The 14,793-nt window shown below is 71.9% G+C and carries 14 protein-coding genes; 3 read left to right on the top strand and 11 right to left on the bottom strand.

Annotation, left to right across the window (positions count from 1 at the left end):
* The first annotated feature begins 78 nt into the window (after positions 1-78).
* A complete protein-coding gene (locus tag ABD331_RS41365; protein ID WP_344487819.1) occupies positions 79-1,515 on the top strand; it encodes an aldehyde dehydrogenase family protein in 1,437 nt (478 codons plus the stop codon).
* A 10-nt stretch (positions 1,516-1,525) separates the two neighbouring features.
* Positions 1,526-3,106, top strand: a complete 1,581-nt coding sequence (locus ABD331_RS41360) for an FAD-dependent oxidoreductase (RefSeq protein ID WP_344487817.1) — start codon at positions 1,526-1,528, stop codon at positions 3,104-3,106.
* Positions 3,107-3,230: 124 nt separating this feature from the next.
* Here ABD331_RS41360 and ABD331_RS41355 read toward each other — a convergent pair whose 3' ends face one another.
* The 4 genes from ABD331_RS41355 to ABD331_RS41340 form a co-directional block, all read right to left on the bottom strand.
* Positions 3,231-3,794 carry a hypothetical protein gene (locus ABD331_RS41355; protein WP_344487815.1) on the bottom strand — a complete coding sequence of 188 codons (564 nt, stop codon included), beginning with the start codon at positions 3,792-3,794 and terminating at the stop codon, positions 3,231-3,233.
* Positions 3,795-3,798: 4 nt separating this feature from the next.
* Positions 3,799-4,107: a hypothetical protein gene (locus tag ABD331_RS41350; protein ID WP_344487813.1), complete on the bottom strand. Its 309-nt coding sequence runs from the start codon at positions 4,105-4,107 to the stop codon at positions 3,799-3,801.
* 178 nt (positions 4,108-4,285) lie between these two features.
* Positions 4,286-5,179 carry an IclR family transcriptional regulator gene (locus ABD331_RS41345; RefSeq protein WP_344487811.1) on the bottom strand — a complete coding sequence of 298 codons (894 nt, stop codon included), beginning with the start codon at positions 5,177-5,179 and terminating at the stop codon, positions 4,286-4,288.
* A 175-nt stretch (positions 5,180-5,354) separates the two neighbouring features.
* Positions 5,355-6,302, bottom strand: a complete 948-nt coding sequence (locus ABD331_RS41340; protein ID WP_344487807.1) for an aldo/keto reductase — start codon at positions 6,300-6,302, stop codon at positions 5,355-5,357.
* Positions 6,303-6,342: 40 nt separating this feature from the next.
* Here ABD331_RS41340 and ABD331_RS41335 point away from each other — a divergent pair, with 40 nt between their 5' ends.
* Positions 6,343-7,599, top strand: coding sequence for an oxidoreductase (locus ABD331_RS41335; RefSeq protein ID WP_344487805.1), 1,257 nt, complete (start codon positions 6,343-6,345; stop codon positions 7,597-7,599).
* Between the two features lie 64 nt (positions 7,600-7,663).
* Here ABD331_RS41335 and ABD331_RS41330 read toward each other — a convergent pair whose 3' ends face one another.
* From ABD331_RS41330 to ABD331_RS41300, 7 genes are read right to left on the bottom strand one after another with little or no spacing between them, the layout of a single operon-like run.
* Positions 7,664-8,854, bottom strand: a complete 1,191-nt coding sequence (locus tag ABD331_RS41330; RefSeq protein WP_344487803.1) for a phospholipase D-like domain-containing protein — start codon at positions 8,852-8,854, stop codon at positions 7,664-7,666.
* 38 nt (positions 8,855-8,892) lie between these two features.
* Complete coding sequence (locus ABD331_RS41325) at positions 8,893-10,404, bottom strand: ABC transporter substrate-binding protein (protein ID WP_344487801.1); 1,512 nt, start codon at positions 10,402-10,404, stop codon at positions 8,893-8,895.
* Positions 10,401-11,204 carry an endonuclease/exonuclease/phosphatase family protein gene (locus ABD331_RS41320; protein ID WP_344487799.1) on the bottom strand — a complete coding sequence of 268 codons (804 nt, stop codon included), beginning with the start codon at positions 11,202-11,204 and terminating at the stop codon, positions 10,401-10,403. Before ABD331_RS41320 ends, ABD331_RS41325 begins: the two co-directional genes overlap by 4 nt.
* A gap of 15 nt (positions 11,205-11,219) precedes the next feature.
* The gene (locus ABD331_RS41315; RefSeq protein ID WP_344487797.1) at positions 11,220-11,870 is read right to left on the bottom strand and encodes a histidine phosphatase family protein; all 651 of its coding nucleotides are present in this window, start codon (positions 11,868-11,870) and stop codon (positions 11,220-11,222) included.
* Positions 11,867-12,883, bottom strand: a complete 1,017-nt coding sequence (locus ABD331_RS41310) for an ABC transporter ATP-binding protein (RefSeq protein WP_344487795.1) — start codon at positions 12,881-12,883, stop codon at positions 11,867-11,869. Before ABD331_RS41310 ends, ABD331_RS41315 begins: the two co-directional genes overlap by 4 nt.
* A complete protein-coding gene (locus tag ABD331_RS41305; RefSeq protein ID WP_344487793.1) occupies positions 12,864-13,871 on the bottom strand; it encodes an ABC transporter ATP-binding protein in 1,008 nt (335 codons plus the stop codon). Before ABD331_RS41305 ends, ABD331_RS41310 begins: the two co-directional genes overlap by 20 nt.
* Positions 13,871-14,791 carry an ABC transporter permease gene (locus ABD331_RS41300; RefSeq protein WP_344487791.1) on the bottom strand — a complete coding sequence of 307 codons (921 nt, stop codon included), beginning with the start codon at positions 14,789-14,791 and terminating at the stop codon, positions 13,871-13,873. Before ABD331_RS41300 ends, ABD331_RS41305 begins: the two co-directional genes overlap by 1 nt.
* Positions 14,792-14,793 lie beyond the last annotated feature (2 nt).

Below are 14,793 nucleotides of genomic sequence, written 5' to 3'. Positions count from 1 at the left end.
TCGCATTGCATCACATGCAACGCCTTGCATGATGTGAGATGGTAGGTAGTCTCTGAGTGGCACGTCAAGGAGACCTGAATGAGCGCAGCGGTACGCCCGAGCGGCCTGCATATCGACGGGGAATGGCGGGAAACGGCCGGCCGGATCGAGGTCCTGGACAAGTACTCCGGCGACATGCTCGCCGGCGTCGCCGAGGCCACACCGGCCGACGCCCAGGACGCGATCGCCGGCGCGTACCGCGCCTCGCACACCCCGCTGGGCGAGGGCGAACGAGCCCGCATCCTGTCCCGGGTCGCCGACCTGATGGAGGAACGGGCTGACCGGCTCGTCGACGACTACGTGGGGGAGACCGGCTTCCTGGAATCCGACGCGCGGGGCGAGCTGCGGCGGGCGGTGGGCATCTACCGGCTGAGCGCCGAGGAGGCGCTGCGCGTCGCGGGCGAGCAGGTGCCGCTCGCCGCGACGCCCGGCAGCGAGAACCGCCTGGCCTTCACCACCCGCGTGCCCGTCGGCGTGGTCGTCGCGATCTCACCCTTCAACGCCCCCCTGTCCACCGTCGCGCACAAGGTCGGCCCCGCCATCGCCGCGGGCAACGCGGTCGTGCTCAAACCGGCCGAGAAGACGCCGCTGAGCGCGATCAACGTCGTCAACGCGTTCATCGACGCCGGGCTGCCGCCCGGCCTGCTGCAACTCGTGTGCGCGCCGGGCGGCGTGATCGGGCCCGCGCTGCTCGGCGACGACCGGGTGCGCTTCTACACCTTCACCGGCTCCACCGCCGTGGGACGCCTCATCTCCGCAGGCGCCGGCCTCGCCAGGACCCACCTCGAACTCGGCTCCAACAGCGTCTCGATCGTCGCCGCCGACGCCCGGCTCGACGACGTCGTACGGCTGGTGGCCACGGCCGGCTTCCGCAAGGCCGGCCAGGTGTGCACCAGCGTGCAGCGCCTCCTGGTCGAGCACACCCGCTTCGACGAGCTGACCGAGGCGCTGGCCGACCGCGTCGCCGGGCTCAAGGCGGGAGATCCGCGGGCGGCGGGCACCGACGTCGGCCCGCTCATCTCCGAAGCCGCCTCCCGGCGCGCCGCGACCTGGGTCGAGACGGCGGGCAAAGCGGCGCGGCTGCGGGTCGGGGGCGAACGCTCCGGCAGCGTGCTCACGCCGGCGCTGCTCGCCGAGCCGCCCGAGGAGAGCGAGGTGCTCACCGAGGAGATCTTCGCGCCCGTCGTGTCCGTCGTCCCCGTGCGCGACCTCGACGACGCGATCGCCAGGGTCAACGCGGGCCGGTACGGGCTGCAGGCCGGCGTCTTCACCCAGGACCTCGACCGTGCCTTCCACGCCGCCCGCACCCTGCGCGTCGGCGGCGTCATGATCAACGACACCTCCAGCTACCACGCCGACGCCATGCCGTACGGCGGGGTCAAGGACAGCGGGCACGGCGTGGAGGGCCCCCGGTACGCGGTCCACGACATGACCGACCCGCGCATCGTGGTGCTCAACCTGCGCCGGCCGGAATGAGAGGACATCGATGAGCGAGACCTACGACGTCGTCGTCGCCGGAAGCGGCGCCGCCGGGCTCACGGCCGCCCTGGCCGCGGCCACGAGCGGCGCGCGCACCCTGGTGATCGAGTCCGCGGCTGAGATCGGCGGCACCAGCGCGCTCGGCGGCGGACGCGTGTGGCTGCCCGCCAACGGCACACCCGAGAACGCGGGCGACTCCGAGGAGCTGGCGAACCGGTACCTCGACCAGATCTTCGACACCCGGTACGAGGCGATGATCCGCACGTTCGTCCGGGAGGCCCGCGTGATGGCCGCCTTCGTGGAGAAGCACTCCCCGCACCGGTTCGTCGTCTGCCCGAACTATCCCGACTACCACCAGGACCGCGCGGGGGCGACCCGCGGCGGGCGGTGCTTCGACGTGGCGCCGGTCGATCTTCGTGAGCTGGTGCCTGAGGCGCGGGCGGTCCGGCAGCCGCCGGGATACAGCCCGATCACGCACGCCGAATGGGAGAAATGGCGCTACCCGGACCGTATGGATCGCGAGCTGCTCGCGGACAGGATGGCTCAGGGGATCCGGACGGGCGGGCTCGGGCTGGTCGCCGCGCTGCTCGACGGGGTCGTCAGGGCCGGCGCCACGGTCAGGACGAGCACCGCACTGCTCGGAGTGCTGACCGCCGACGGCGGCGCTGTCACTGGTGTGCGGGTGCGCGACGGCGACGGTGAGCGGATCATCCGGGCGTCCTCGGTCGTGCTGGCCACCGGCGCGTTCGACGCGACGGACGAGCTGCGCCACCGGCTGCTGCCGGCCGGGCTCGGTGTGTCCGCCTCGGCGCCCAGCGACACAGGGATCGCCCTCACCGTCGCCGGCGACCTGGGCCTGCCCGTCGACAACCTGTCCGAAGGCTGGTGGATGCCCATGGCGCGGCCCGAGGGCGACCTCGTGGACGGCCTGCCGTACCCGCGCGGGCTCGTGCGCGAGCGCGGGGTGCCGCGGCAGATCGTGGTCAACCGGCAGGGCCGGCGCTTCGTGGACGAGGCGGCGCCGTACAACGAGTTCGGCAAGGCCATGCACCGGCTCGAACCCGGCGACGAAGCGTACCTGATCTTCGACGAGGGCTTCCGCGAGCGCTACCCGCTCCCCGGGCTGACCCCGGACGGCCCCCTGCCGGGCCACATCGTCACCGCTGACAGCCTGGCCACCCTCGCCAGGCGCATCGGCGTGGACCCGGACGGGCTCGCCGCGACCGTCGAGCGCTGGAACGGCTTCTGCGCCGAGGGCGCCGACCACGACTTCCAGCGGGGCGCGAACGCCTACGACGACTACTACGGCGACCCCTGGCAGGAGGGCAACCGCTGCCTGGGGCCGATCGACCGGGCGCCGTACTACGCGATGCGCGTGTACTCGGGGGTGATCGGGTCCAAGGGCGGGCCCGTCACCGACCCCGCCGGGCGCACCCTCACCCGCGAGGGGCCGCCCCTGCCCGGTTTGTACGCGGTCGGCAACGCCGCGGCCTTCTGGACCCGCGACGGCTACCCGGGGCCGGGAGCGACCCTCGCCGTGGGCATGACCTTCGGCTACCTCGCGGGCCTGCACGCCGCCACCCGCTGAACCGGGGCTGCGAACTCCAGGCCCTCGCCGCTCCGGTATCGGATGGCGCGCCTCGGCCGATCGCTCAGGCATCCGGCCGGTCGGCGGTTCCGGGCCGGTCGGTCGCTCAGACCGTTGCGAGGTGTCAGGCGCCGACCGTGACGGCTGTGTGGGCGGGCAGCCACCGGCTGACCAGCTCGGTGGCGAAGGGCCTGAGCGGCACCGCCACGGCGACCACATGCCCTGCAGCGTCCTGCCCGAGCAGCAACTGCACCGGCACCTGGAGGGTGGTGGCGGCAGGGGCGGGGGCCGCGTCGGCGGGGAAGCTCAGTGTGCTCTGGGCCAGGGCGCATCCGCCGGTGGAGGTGGGCTTGTCGGTCACGACCCGGCGGGGAATCGTCAGGATTCCGTCTGCCAAGCCCCATTGGGTGGCCTGGGTAGGATCGAGGGACGGCACGGAGACGAGCATCGCAATCGCGATACCGATCCCGGCCGCGTTCTGGCCGACCATCAGGTCCTGCGTGATCGACAAGTCCCCCGTCACAGCGACGGGGTCGACCAGGCCGGCCTGGCCTGAGACCTGCCGCAGCACCAGGATCCCGTCATCGCTGAGCTCGGCGGGATCGGGTTCGGCCAGGGCGATCAGCGGCCCACGGGCGGTCTTGACCGCCCAGACCGGCACCTGCACAGGGGTCCGAAGCGATGCCATGACGTCACTCTTCCGCGCTGCTGGTGCCGCCGATGATCGGGATCTCCTTGAGGATGTTCATGAGCGCCTCGTCCCCGTCGTCGATCGTTGAGTCGTCGGTGTATTGCTGCTGCAAGGCAGGGAGGGGGGCGTTGCTGACAAAGTCGCTGACATCGGAGAGTAAGCTGACTCCGAGTTGCTGGATGCGTACCCATGGCCTGGGTATGTCCACGATGCTCAGGCTCATTGGTAAGGTCTCGCCGCCCGCGGTGCGGGTGTCGTCGTTACCCCCCTTGAAACCGGCTCTGATGTAGTTCTGTCCCTCGTCAACCATGCGTCCTCCCCACCAGGTGATGGCCGGTTGCTGGATCGATGGCGCACGCCGCTCACTGTCAAGCCTCTCCCAGCAGCCGCGCCTTGTCAGGCTTCTGACCCTGTCCATATCAGGCCAGCTCACACTCAACGTGGCTGCGGATCACCCAAAGATCATCGAGCGGTTCCGAGACACCTTCTCAGGTGTCGGGGCGGTCGGTGGTCGTGGGGCGGTCGATCCAGTCCGGGGCCGGTGGTTCCTCCGTGGGGGCCGCTGCCCAGCCCGGGGGCACGGTGAGGAGGCCGCGGGCCATGCTCGCCCGCCACGCGTACCAGCGCACCAGCTTGGTCAGGACCGTCATGCGATCGCGGGTCAGCCGCTGGGCGGGACCGGAGATGCTGATGCTGGCGTCCACCACCCCTTCGGGCGAGAAGACCGGCGCGGCCACGCAGCGCAGCCCCGCCTCCAGCTCCTCGTTGTCGAGGCTGTACCCGGTGCGGCGGATGCGCGCCAGCTCGTCGTACAGCTTCTCGACCGTGCCGATGGTGTGCACGGTCCGCACCGGCAGCTCCGCGTCCGGATATCGCTTCCCGACCTCGGAGCCGTCCAGGCCCGCCAGCAGCGCCTTGCCCATGGAGCTGCAGTGCGCCGGCGACAGCTTGCCGGCCCATGAGTGCATGCGCACCGTGTGCCAGCCGTCGACCACCTGCACGGTCTTGGCGACGGTGTCGTCGAGCACGGCCAGGTGCCCGGTCTCGCCGGTGCGTTCCACCAGCTCCCGCAGGAACGGGGTGACCACGGAGGCGAGATCCTGACGGGCGGCCAGCAGCGAGCCCAGCACGGCGATCCGCGGCCCGAGCGTGTAGTTGCCGGCCGACGCCGCCACGAGGTATCCGGCCGAGGCCAGGGTCGCCGCCAGCCGGGACGCGCTGGACTTGTGGATGCCGAGTTCGAGGGCGATGTCGGTGATGCCGACCACCCGTCGGTCGGCGCTGAACATGTCGAGGATGTCCAGGCCCCGGCGGAGCGCGACGATCACGTTCTGCCCGGATTGCCGGTCCCCTCCGGCGGCGGGTGGGGTCCAATCGCCCATGCTTGAATCCTAGTCAGCGACGATCGCGCTCAAGCACGCCGACGCCGCCGAGCCGCACATCCACGGGTCAGTGTCATGGGCCCGGCGCGGAGGCTACGTCGGGCCGGACATCTGCCGGTTCGCGTCACCGTCCCGGCGTGGAGATCGCGTCGGGACGGGCATCTGCCGGTTCGGGTCATCGGCTCGCTGTCGAGGCTGCGTCGAGTCGCGCGACGTCCTCCTCGCTGAGCCGCACCTGCCCGGCGGCGAGCAGGTCGCGGAGCTGGCCGGTGTCGCGGGCGGAAGCGATGACGCCGCTGACGGCGGGCCGGACGGCCAGCCAGGCGAGGGCGACGGCGGCCGGCGCGGCCTGGTGGCGGGCGGCCACCTCGTCGAGCGCGCGAAGCACCGCGTGGCCGCGCTCGTCCAGGTACGCCGCAGCGGCCTGGGCCCTGGGGCTGTGCACCGTCGCGCCGTCGCGGTACTTGCCGGTGAGGAACCCGCGGGCGAGCGAGTAGTACGTCATGACGGTCAGGCCACGCTCGCGGGCGAGGGGGATGATGTCGGCCTCGATGCCGCGCTCCATGAGGCTGTACTCCTTCTGGATCACGGTCGGGCCGTGCAGCCCCTCCCGCTCCGCCACGTCCAGCCATGCGGCGATCCGCTCGGCGCTGAAGTTGGACACGCCGATCGCGGCGATCAGCTTGTCGTCCCGCAGTCGGGAGAAGGCCCGCGCGATCTCCTCGATGGGACGGTTCTCCTCGTCGAAGTGGGCGTAGTAGAGGTCGATCGACGAACGGCCGAGCCGGGCGAGGGAGTCGTCGGCGGCGGCGCGGATGTTGTCAGGGGCGAGCCCCTGCCGGCGCTTCGACTGGCTCACCTTGCTGGCGATCGACACCGGCGGGCCGTCGCCGCGCCCGGCCAGCCAGGCGCCGATGATCGTCTCCGACTCGCCGCCGGAGTTGCCCGGCGCCCACTGCGAGTAGGAGTCGGCGGTGTCGATGAGCGTGCCGCCCGCCGCCACGAACGCGTCCAGGACGGCGAACGAAGCGTCGCGGTCGGCGGTCCAGCCGAACACGTTGCCGCCGAGCACGATCGGAGCGGGCTCGGCGCCGCCTGCCGGATTGATCCCCTGCATGTCCATGTATTGCATAATGCCCAAACCTTTGCATAACCTGCAACACGTGCACGGCTCGGACCCGGCTGAAGTGCTGTTCTCCCCACTGTCCCTTCCCGGCGGCGCGGTGCTGCGCAACCGGGTCGCCAAGGCCTCGATGGAGGAGAACCTCGCGGCGCCCGGCCAGATTCCCGACCACCGCCTCCGCAAGCTCTACCGCGGCTGGGCCGCCGGCGGCGCCGGCCTGCTCATCACCGGCAACGTCATGGTGGACGCCCGCGCGATGACCGGGCCGGCCGGGGTCGTCCTCGACGCGCGGGCGCCGCTTCAGCCGTTCGCGGCCTGGGCCGCCGCCGCACGCTCCGGCGGCGCCGCCGCGTGGATGCAGCTCAACCACCCCGGCCGCCAGGTACGCGCCGACCTGGGCGGCGTCGCCTGGTCGCCGTCGGGCGTCCCGATCTCCGGGGCAGGCGGCTTCGCCCGGCCGGTCGCCATGGACGACGACGACCTCCGGGCCGTGATCGCCATGTTCGCCACCAGCGCGGCTCGCGCGATCGAGGCCGGCTTCACCGGGGTGCAGATCCACGCCGCGCACGGTTACCTGCTCTCGCAGTTCCTGTCCCCGCTCGCCAACCGGCGCACCGACCGCTGGGGCGGCCCGATCGAGCGGCGGGCCCGGCTGCTGATCGAGATCGTGCGGGCCGTACGCGCGGCCATGCCCGCCCACGCCGCGCTCGGCGTCAAGCTCAACACGGCGGACTTCCAGCGCGGCGGCTTCCGGCAGCAGGACGCGGTACGCGTCGTCGAGCTGCTGGGCGAGCACCCCGTGGACCTGGTGGAGCTGTCGGGCGGCAGCGCCGAGCGCCCGGTCATGCACGGGGCCGGCCTCGACGAGAGCACCCGGGCGCGGGAGGCGTACTTCCTCGACCTCGCCCACGAGATCGTCGCGGCCTCGCCCGTCCCCGTCATGCTGACCGGCGGCATCAGAACCGTGGAAGGGGCCCGCGAGGTCCTGCGCGCCGGGGTGGCCGTCGTCGGGGTGGCCACCGCCCTCGCGCAACGCCCCGCCCTGCCCCGCGACTGGTTCCACGGACGGCCCGGCCCCGCGCCGCTGCCCGCCTCGTCGGCGGCCGACAAGGCGACGGCCTCCGCCGCGAAGCAGGCCGCGGTCCGGTGGATACTGCGCCGGACCGCCGCCCGCGGCGTCGCCCCCGAGACCGCCGATCCCGACGCCGCGCTGCGCCTGGACGCGCGGCGCCGCGCCCGGCTGCTGCGCCGCTACCGCGACTGGCTGGCCCGCCACACCTCGTCGCGGAACGGGTAGGGAGGCTCGCTGGCCTCCCGAGCCGAGCCGCCCACGCCTCGTCGCGGAACGGGTAAGGAAGCCGCTAGCCTCCCGCCACCACGCCGACCTCCCACAGCCGGGCGAAGTTCGCCGCGTACGCCTCCACGACGCCCCGCTCGGACAGCTCCACCATCGCCTCGTCGTTACGCCGCAGCGAGGTGGCGTTGAAGTTGTGGCTGCCGGTCATCACCCAGCTCCGCCCGCCCGCCTGCCCGGTGACCACGAGGTACTTGGAGTGGACGCGCCCGGCCGGGGTCGAGCCGTCGAGCACCCGCCGCCGCACCCCGGCGGCGTCGAGCGCGGCGGTGACCGCGTCGTCGGCCGGGCCGTGCACGACGCGTACCCGGCATCCCGCGCTCACCAGCGCCGCGAGCCGGTCGACGATCGCGAGGCGGGTGGCGTCCCACTCGGACTGGCCGATCTCGACCCGGGTGCGGCCCATGCGGTCGCAGCGGACCTCGCCGAGCCGGTCGGCGATCGGGTCGCGGTCGGCGACCGGGTAGAACTGGGCGGTGATCCGGCCGCCCCGCCCGCCGGCGGTGACGGTGGTGTCGTAGTCGGGGTTCTGCACCTCGGCGGCGAGGTCGTCGAAGTACTTGCCGTACCCCTTGAAGAGCCGGCGGTCGCCGGGCAGCACGACCAGGTTGTTCCAGTAGCTGGTGGAGTTGACGTCGGTGATGTTGTTGGAGGCCTGGACGACGACGTCCCGCCGGCCGCCCGTCTCGGAGAACAGCGAGAACTTGTTGTGCATGCCCTTGGTGCCCTGGCAGGAGGTGGTGTTCCCCTCCGGGCTGAGGTGACCGCAGACGTGCACCCACGAGGTGGCCGACTTGTCGGTGCCGAGCGTGCTGATCAGCGAGGCGGCGGCGGGGTTGTCGATCTGGTAGCCGTCCATGACCATGCGGACCTCGACGCCGCGGCGGTAGGCGTCGAGCAGCACCGCCGCGTAGTCGGCGCCGGCGTCGCCCGAGACGACGAACTCGGCGATCTCGATCGACGACCCGGCGGGAGCCTGCTTGATCAGTGAGCAGATCCGTTCCACGACCGCGGTCGCGGCGCCGGCGACCGGGTCGTTGAAGGCGGCGCCGGTCTCGACCGGCGCCACGGCGGCGTTGCGGCAGGCGCTGCGGGCAGGCTCCGGCAGGGCGGCCTGAGCGGCGGGTACGTTGATCGTCTGGACGGAAAGGGTGGTCAAGGCGGCGAGACCGGCAAGTACGGCAGTGCGGAGGGGCATGAAGGGTTTCCTTGGGTGAGGGCGGGCGAGAAAGGCTGTTAGCCGACGGACACCTGCGAGAAGTCAGGCCGTCCGCTGACCGGCATCTCCAGGCCCTGGACGTCGTCGCGGACGGCGTAGTTGTTCTTCAGGTCCACGGGGAAGAGGCCGACCGCGTCCTCCCAGATGATCTTGTCGGCCTGGGCGTAAAGGGTCTTGCGCTCGTTCTGGTCCAGCGAGGCGCGCGCCTTGGCCAGGATCGAGTCCAGATCCTTGTTGCAGTAGCCCATCCGCTTGGCCTCGCAGGTGTACAGCCGGTTCAGCGTGAAGTCGGCGTCGCCGGTGCCGGTGGTGTTGGTCTGCAGGTTCATGTCCCACTGCAGGGCGGCGAAGTCCTTCAGCCAGGTCGCCCGCTCCTTCTCCTGCGGCTGCACCTTGATGCCGACCTTCTCCCAGGACGAGATGAACGCCTGCGCCATGGCCCGGATGTTCGGCCCGCCCGACAGCGGCCACTGCATGGTGGTGGTGACGCCATTCGGGTATCCGGCCTCGGCGAGCAGCTTCTTGGCCAGGGCCGGGTCGTAGGAGTACGGCTCCAGCTCGGCCGACCCGAAGACCGCCTGGGTGACCGGCGACCTGGCCACCGTGCCGAGGTCGCCGAACAGGTCGCCGACGACGCTCTTGACGTCGATGGCGTGCAACATGGCCTGGCGTACCTTGACGTCGTCGAACGGCTTGTTGTTCTGGTTGAACCAGATGAAGTAGTAGTTGAAGCTCGGGCCGATCCCGTACTTGATCCCGTCCACGCCGGACACCTCGGCCACCTGGTCGGGCGGGATCGAGGCGAGCACGTCCACCTCGTCGTTGTTCAGCGCGGTGATCCGCGCGGAGATCTCCGGCATGTTGAGGATCTGCAGCTTCGCCACCTTGGCCTTGGCGCCCCAGTAGGTGTCGTTGCGGCTGAGCTCCACCTTGTCGTCGGGGCTGAAGGAGTCGAACTTGAACGGCCCGGTGCCGATCGGTTTCTGCCAGTACGCGTCGCTGGCGACCTTGTCGCCCTGGCCGATGAACACCAGGGACAGGGTGCTGGGCAGGGTGCCCAGCGGCGCGGAGGTGCGGAAGGTCACCGTGCGGTCGTCGGTGGCCTCGACGGCGGTGATGGAGGCGAGCAGTGGCGCCAGCGACCCCTTCAGGCCGATCAGCCGCTCCACGGAACCCTTGACGTCCTTGGCGGTGAAGGCGCTCCCGTCGCTGAACGTCACCCCCTCGCGGAGGTGGAACACCCACGTCCTGTCGTCGGGGCTCTCCCACGAGGTGGCCAGTTTGGGGGCCGCCTGGCCGTCCTTCATGACGGTGAGCGTCTCGAGCCCCTGCTGGACGGCGGTCTGGACGGCCTCTTCCGCCGGGTACTGCTGGACGTCGAGCGACACGGGGAACAGTTGCGGCGCATAGCGGAGCACCTGCTCCTCGCCGGCAGCGCCGCCGGAGCCGCCGGAGCCGCCGCAGGCCGCGAGGCTCATCACCAGGGCGATGGCGGCGAGGCGGTTCCCGGCCCGGGATCGTGTGATCATGGCCTCTCTCCTTGCTTGGACGGCAGCGTGAAGGTCGCCGCCACGGGGTGATGGTCCGAGGGGGCGTTCCCGGACGAGAAGAAGTCGACGACCTCGCTGGCCCGGGTGGCGATCGGCCCCCGGGAGAAGATCCAGTCGATGGCCTTGGACGGGGACCCCAGCGGGGACAGGCGCGTTCCCCTGCCGGTGGCGAACGGCAGCGGCGACACCGGGTGGGTGACCGGCGACGTGCGTCCCAGCGCGGTGAACGAGTCGAGGAAGCCGCTGTTGCCGAGCTCCCACAGCGGCTGCCCGATGTCGTTGATGTCCACGGTGAACAGGCACGCCTCGTCGCCGGAGATCTCGTCCAGCGCCGCGGCGACCTGCCGCGCCTGCCCGGTCCGCAGGTTGCGGCCGTCCTCCCGCTCCCGCGCGTGGCCGGGCCAGGTCAGGTGCGCGGTGGAGAACACCAGCGTCCGCGCCCCGCCGGCCCTGGGGCGCAGCCGTACCCAGAACAGCCTGGCGCCGGCGTCGAGGATGCCGACGTCCCTGGTCCCGTGCTCCACGAGGTCGAACAGCTCCCGCCGCCACCACAGGTTGCTCTGCGTCCCCCATCCGGGGAAGTCGTCGTGCACCCGCGCGTGACCCGGCATGGCCTCGTCCACCACCGCGCGCGAGCGGGGGCGAAGCTCCTGGGTCGCCAGGAGGTCGGGCGGCCGGGTGGTGAACAGGTCGCGGATCGCCGGCTCCCGCTGCTCCAGATGCCAGTCGCCCCACAGGTTGTAGGTCATGGCGACGAAGGTGAACGATCCGGTCAGCATGCTGATCCCTTCGATTCAGTCGGCGCGCGCGGCCCGCGCGGCCCAGGCGGTCGGCGCGTTGTACTCGACCACCGAGTGGTGCTGCCGTTCGCCCGCGTAGCCGATGACCGTCAGCGAGGTGTTCACCGGCGGGGCGAAGGCGAGGTGGCCGGGCGGCGGCAGGCGCAGCGCGGCGGCCGCGGCCACCCGGATCGGGCCGCCGTGGGTGAACACGACGACGGTCGCGTCACCGGCCGTCATGCCCGCGGCGTCGGCGAGCGCCCGCCACACCCGCCGGCGCAGCTCGGCGAAGGTCTCGCCGCCGCCGCGCCGCACGTCCTCGCCACGGCCGAGCGCCGCGAGCACCTCCGGATGCTCCTGCGCGATCTCGGTGAACGGCCGGCCCGCCCAGGTCCCGATGTCGGCCTCGCGCAACCGGGCGTCCCGCTTGACCTGGACGTCGAGCCGGCGCAGGTACGCGCCCGCCGTGTCCCAGGCCCGCGGCAGGTCGCTGGAGACGACCAGCTCGGGCGTCCCGAAGCGGGCCAGCAGCACGGACGCGGCCATCTCGGCCTGCTCGCGCCCGGCGGCGGTGAGCCCCGAGTCGGCCTGCCCCTGGTAGCGCTCCTCGACGTTCCAGAGCGACTCGCCGTGCCGGACCAGGACCAGCCGCACCCGGCCGCTCACCGGGAACTCCCCGGTGAGGCGGGCAGCTCGGGGAAGTGACAGGCGGAGGAGTGGTCACCCAGCCGGTCGGCCAGCGCCGGCTCCTCCGTGGCGCAGCGATCCTGGGCCTTCCAGCACCGGGTCCTGAACCGGCAGCCGGACGGCGGCGACACGGGCGACGGGATGTCGCCCGTGAGGATGATCTGCTGTCGCGGCGGCGCGGCCCACGGCCGGGTCACCGGCACCGCGGACAACAACGCCTGTGTGTACGGGTGCACAGGAGCGGCGAAGATCTGCTCCGTCGTGCCCATCTCCACGACCTTCCCGAGGTACATCACCGCCACCTCGTCACTGATGTGCCGCACCACCGACAGGTCGTGGGCGATGAACAGGAAGCTGAGCCCCAGCTCCGCCTGGAGGTCGACGAGCAGGTTCAGCACCTGCGCCTGCACCGAGACGTCCAGCGCCGAGACCGCCTCGTCGCAGATCACCAGCCGCGGCCGGAGCGCCAGCGCGCGGGCGATGCCGACCCGCTGGCGCTGCCCGCCGGAGAACTGGTGCGGGTAGCGGTCGGCGTGGTCCGGGTTCAGCCCGACCCTGGACAGCAGGTCCCGCACCTCGGCGGCCCACCTGTCGCGGGGCACGACACCGGGGTTGATGAGCCAGGCCTCGCTGATGATCTGCTCGACTGTGAGCCGGGGGTTCAGCGACGCGTACGGATCCTGGAAGATCATCTGCACCTGCCGTCGCGCCTGCCGCAGGTCGGCACCCGGGAGGGTCAGCAGGTCACGGCCGTCGAAGAGCACCTGCCCCGACTCCGGCGGCGCCAGGCCGATGACGGTACGCGCCAGCGTCGTCTTGCCCGAGCCCGACTCGCCGACCAGGCCCAGCGTCCGGCCCGCCGGCAGGTCGAACGAGACGCCCGAGACGGCCTGGACGGCGCCCACCTTGCGGCGCAGCAGAGAGGAGCGGACCGGGAAGCTGGTGCGCAGGTCTCTGACCGACAGCAGCGGCTCAGCCGGGGACGACGACATCGGCCACGACCTCCTTCGCGTGGTGGCAGGCGGCCCGATGCGACGCGGGCCGGGCGGGCACGGGCAGCAGCTCCGGCCGCTCGGCGCCGCACACGTCGGTGGCGAAGTCGCACCGGGGCTGGAACGGGCAGCTCGCGGGCAGCCGCATGAGGTCCGGCGGCGAGCCCTTGATGGGCGTCAGCCGTTCGCGCGGGCCGTCCACCGCCGGGATCGAGGCCATGAGACCACGGGTGTAGGGATGCCCGGTCGTTTCGTAGACCTCGCGCAGGCCGCCGGTCTCCACGACCCGGCCGGCGTACATGAGCATGACCCGGTCGGCGACGCCGGCCACCACGCCGAGGTCGTGGCTGATGAGGATCATCGCCATGCGGTGCTCCGACTTCAGCTCGGCGAGCAACGCCATGACCTGCGCCTGGACGGTGACGTCCAGGGCGGTGGTGGGCTCGTCGGCGATGAGCACCCTGGGCCGGAGAGCGATCGCCATCGCGATCATCACCCGCTGCCGCATGCCGCCGGAGAACTGGTGCGGATAGTCGTCGACCCTGCGATCGGCCGCCGGGATGCCCACCCGGTCCATCAGCTCGATCGCCTGGCGCCGCGCCTCGGCGCGGGAGGCGCCACGACGGCGCCGGAACAGCTCGCCGATCTGCGCGCCGACCCGGAAGACCGGGTTGAGCGAGCTGAGCGGGTCCTGGAAGACCATGGCCAGGTCGGTCCCGTTGAGCCGCCGGTTGTCCGATCGCGGGCGGGTCAGCAGATCCGTGCCGTCATAGACGATCCGGCCGCCGGTCACCTCTCCCGCCGGTCGCGGCACCAGCCCCATCAGGGCCTGGGCGGTGACGCTCTTACCGCTGCCGGTCTCGCCCAGGATGGCCAGGGTCTCCCCGGCGGCCAGGTCGAAGCTCACCCGGTCGACGGCGGTGACCGTTCCCGCCCTGGTACGGAAGCGCACCGTCAGGTCCTGCACCGACAACAGTGGGTCGTCCATCACATGCTCCTCAGCCGCGGATCGAACCGGTCGCGCAGCGCGTCACCCAGCACGCCGAAGCTGATCACCAGGACGGCCAGGCCGATGCCGGGGATCGTGGAGATCCACCACGCGTTGGACAGGTAGTCCCGGCCGTTGGCAATGGTCAGCCCCCAGCTCGGCGTGCTGGCCGGGGTGCCGAGGCCGAGGAAGCTCAAGGACGCCTCGGCCAGGATCACGTGGCCCAGCTCCACGGTCGCGACCACCAGGATCGGCGCGATCATGGACGGCAGGATGCTGCGGATCACCAGATGCCAGGTCCGCGCGCCGAGGGTGCGGGTGGCGTCCACGAAGTCCCGGCTTTTCAGCCCGAGCACCTGGCTGCGGGTGACCCGGGCGAACGTCACCCAGTTGGAGATGGACAGGACGATGACGACGTTCACCACGCTCGGCCCGAGGATCGAGGCGATGAAGATGGCCAGCAGGATCGACGGGAAGGTGAGCTGCACGTCCGCCAGCCGCATCAGCACCATGTCCGGCCAGCCGCCGAAGTACCCGGCGGCGATGCCGGCGGCGACGCCGATGACGCCGGCGAGCACGAGCGTCGCCACACCGACGGTGATGGACACCCGCGCGCCCTGCAGCATCTGGGCGAGCACGTCCTGACCGACCTGGTCGGTGCCGAAGAAGGCGGTCTGCCCGCCCGGCAGCACGGTGCCGGGCGGCTTCAGCCGGGAGCCGAGGTCGGTGGCGACCGGGTCGTACCGCAGCAGGATCGGCCCGACCACCGCGGCGGCCACGTAGCAGGCGATCACCGACAGCGAGACGATGATGCGCAGCCGCCCGAGCCTGACCCGCGTCCTGCCCGCCGCCGGTCGGACGGCGTCGCCGTCCGGGGGCGCGGCGGTCCTGGTCAGGACGTTCTCCGTTGGCCTGTCCATGG

The sequence above is a fragment of the Nonomuraea monospora genome (assembly GCF_039531895.1).
Taxonomy (GTDB): Bacteria; Actinomycetota; Actinomycetes; order Streptosporangiales; family Streptosporangiaceae; genus Nonomuraea; species Nonomuraea monospora.
This window is presented reverse-complemented; position numbering and strand designations above follow the sequence as displayed.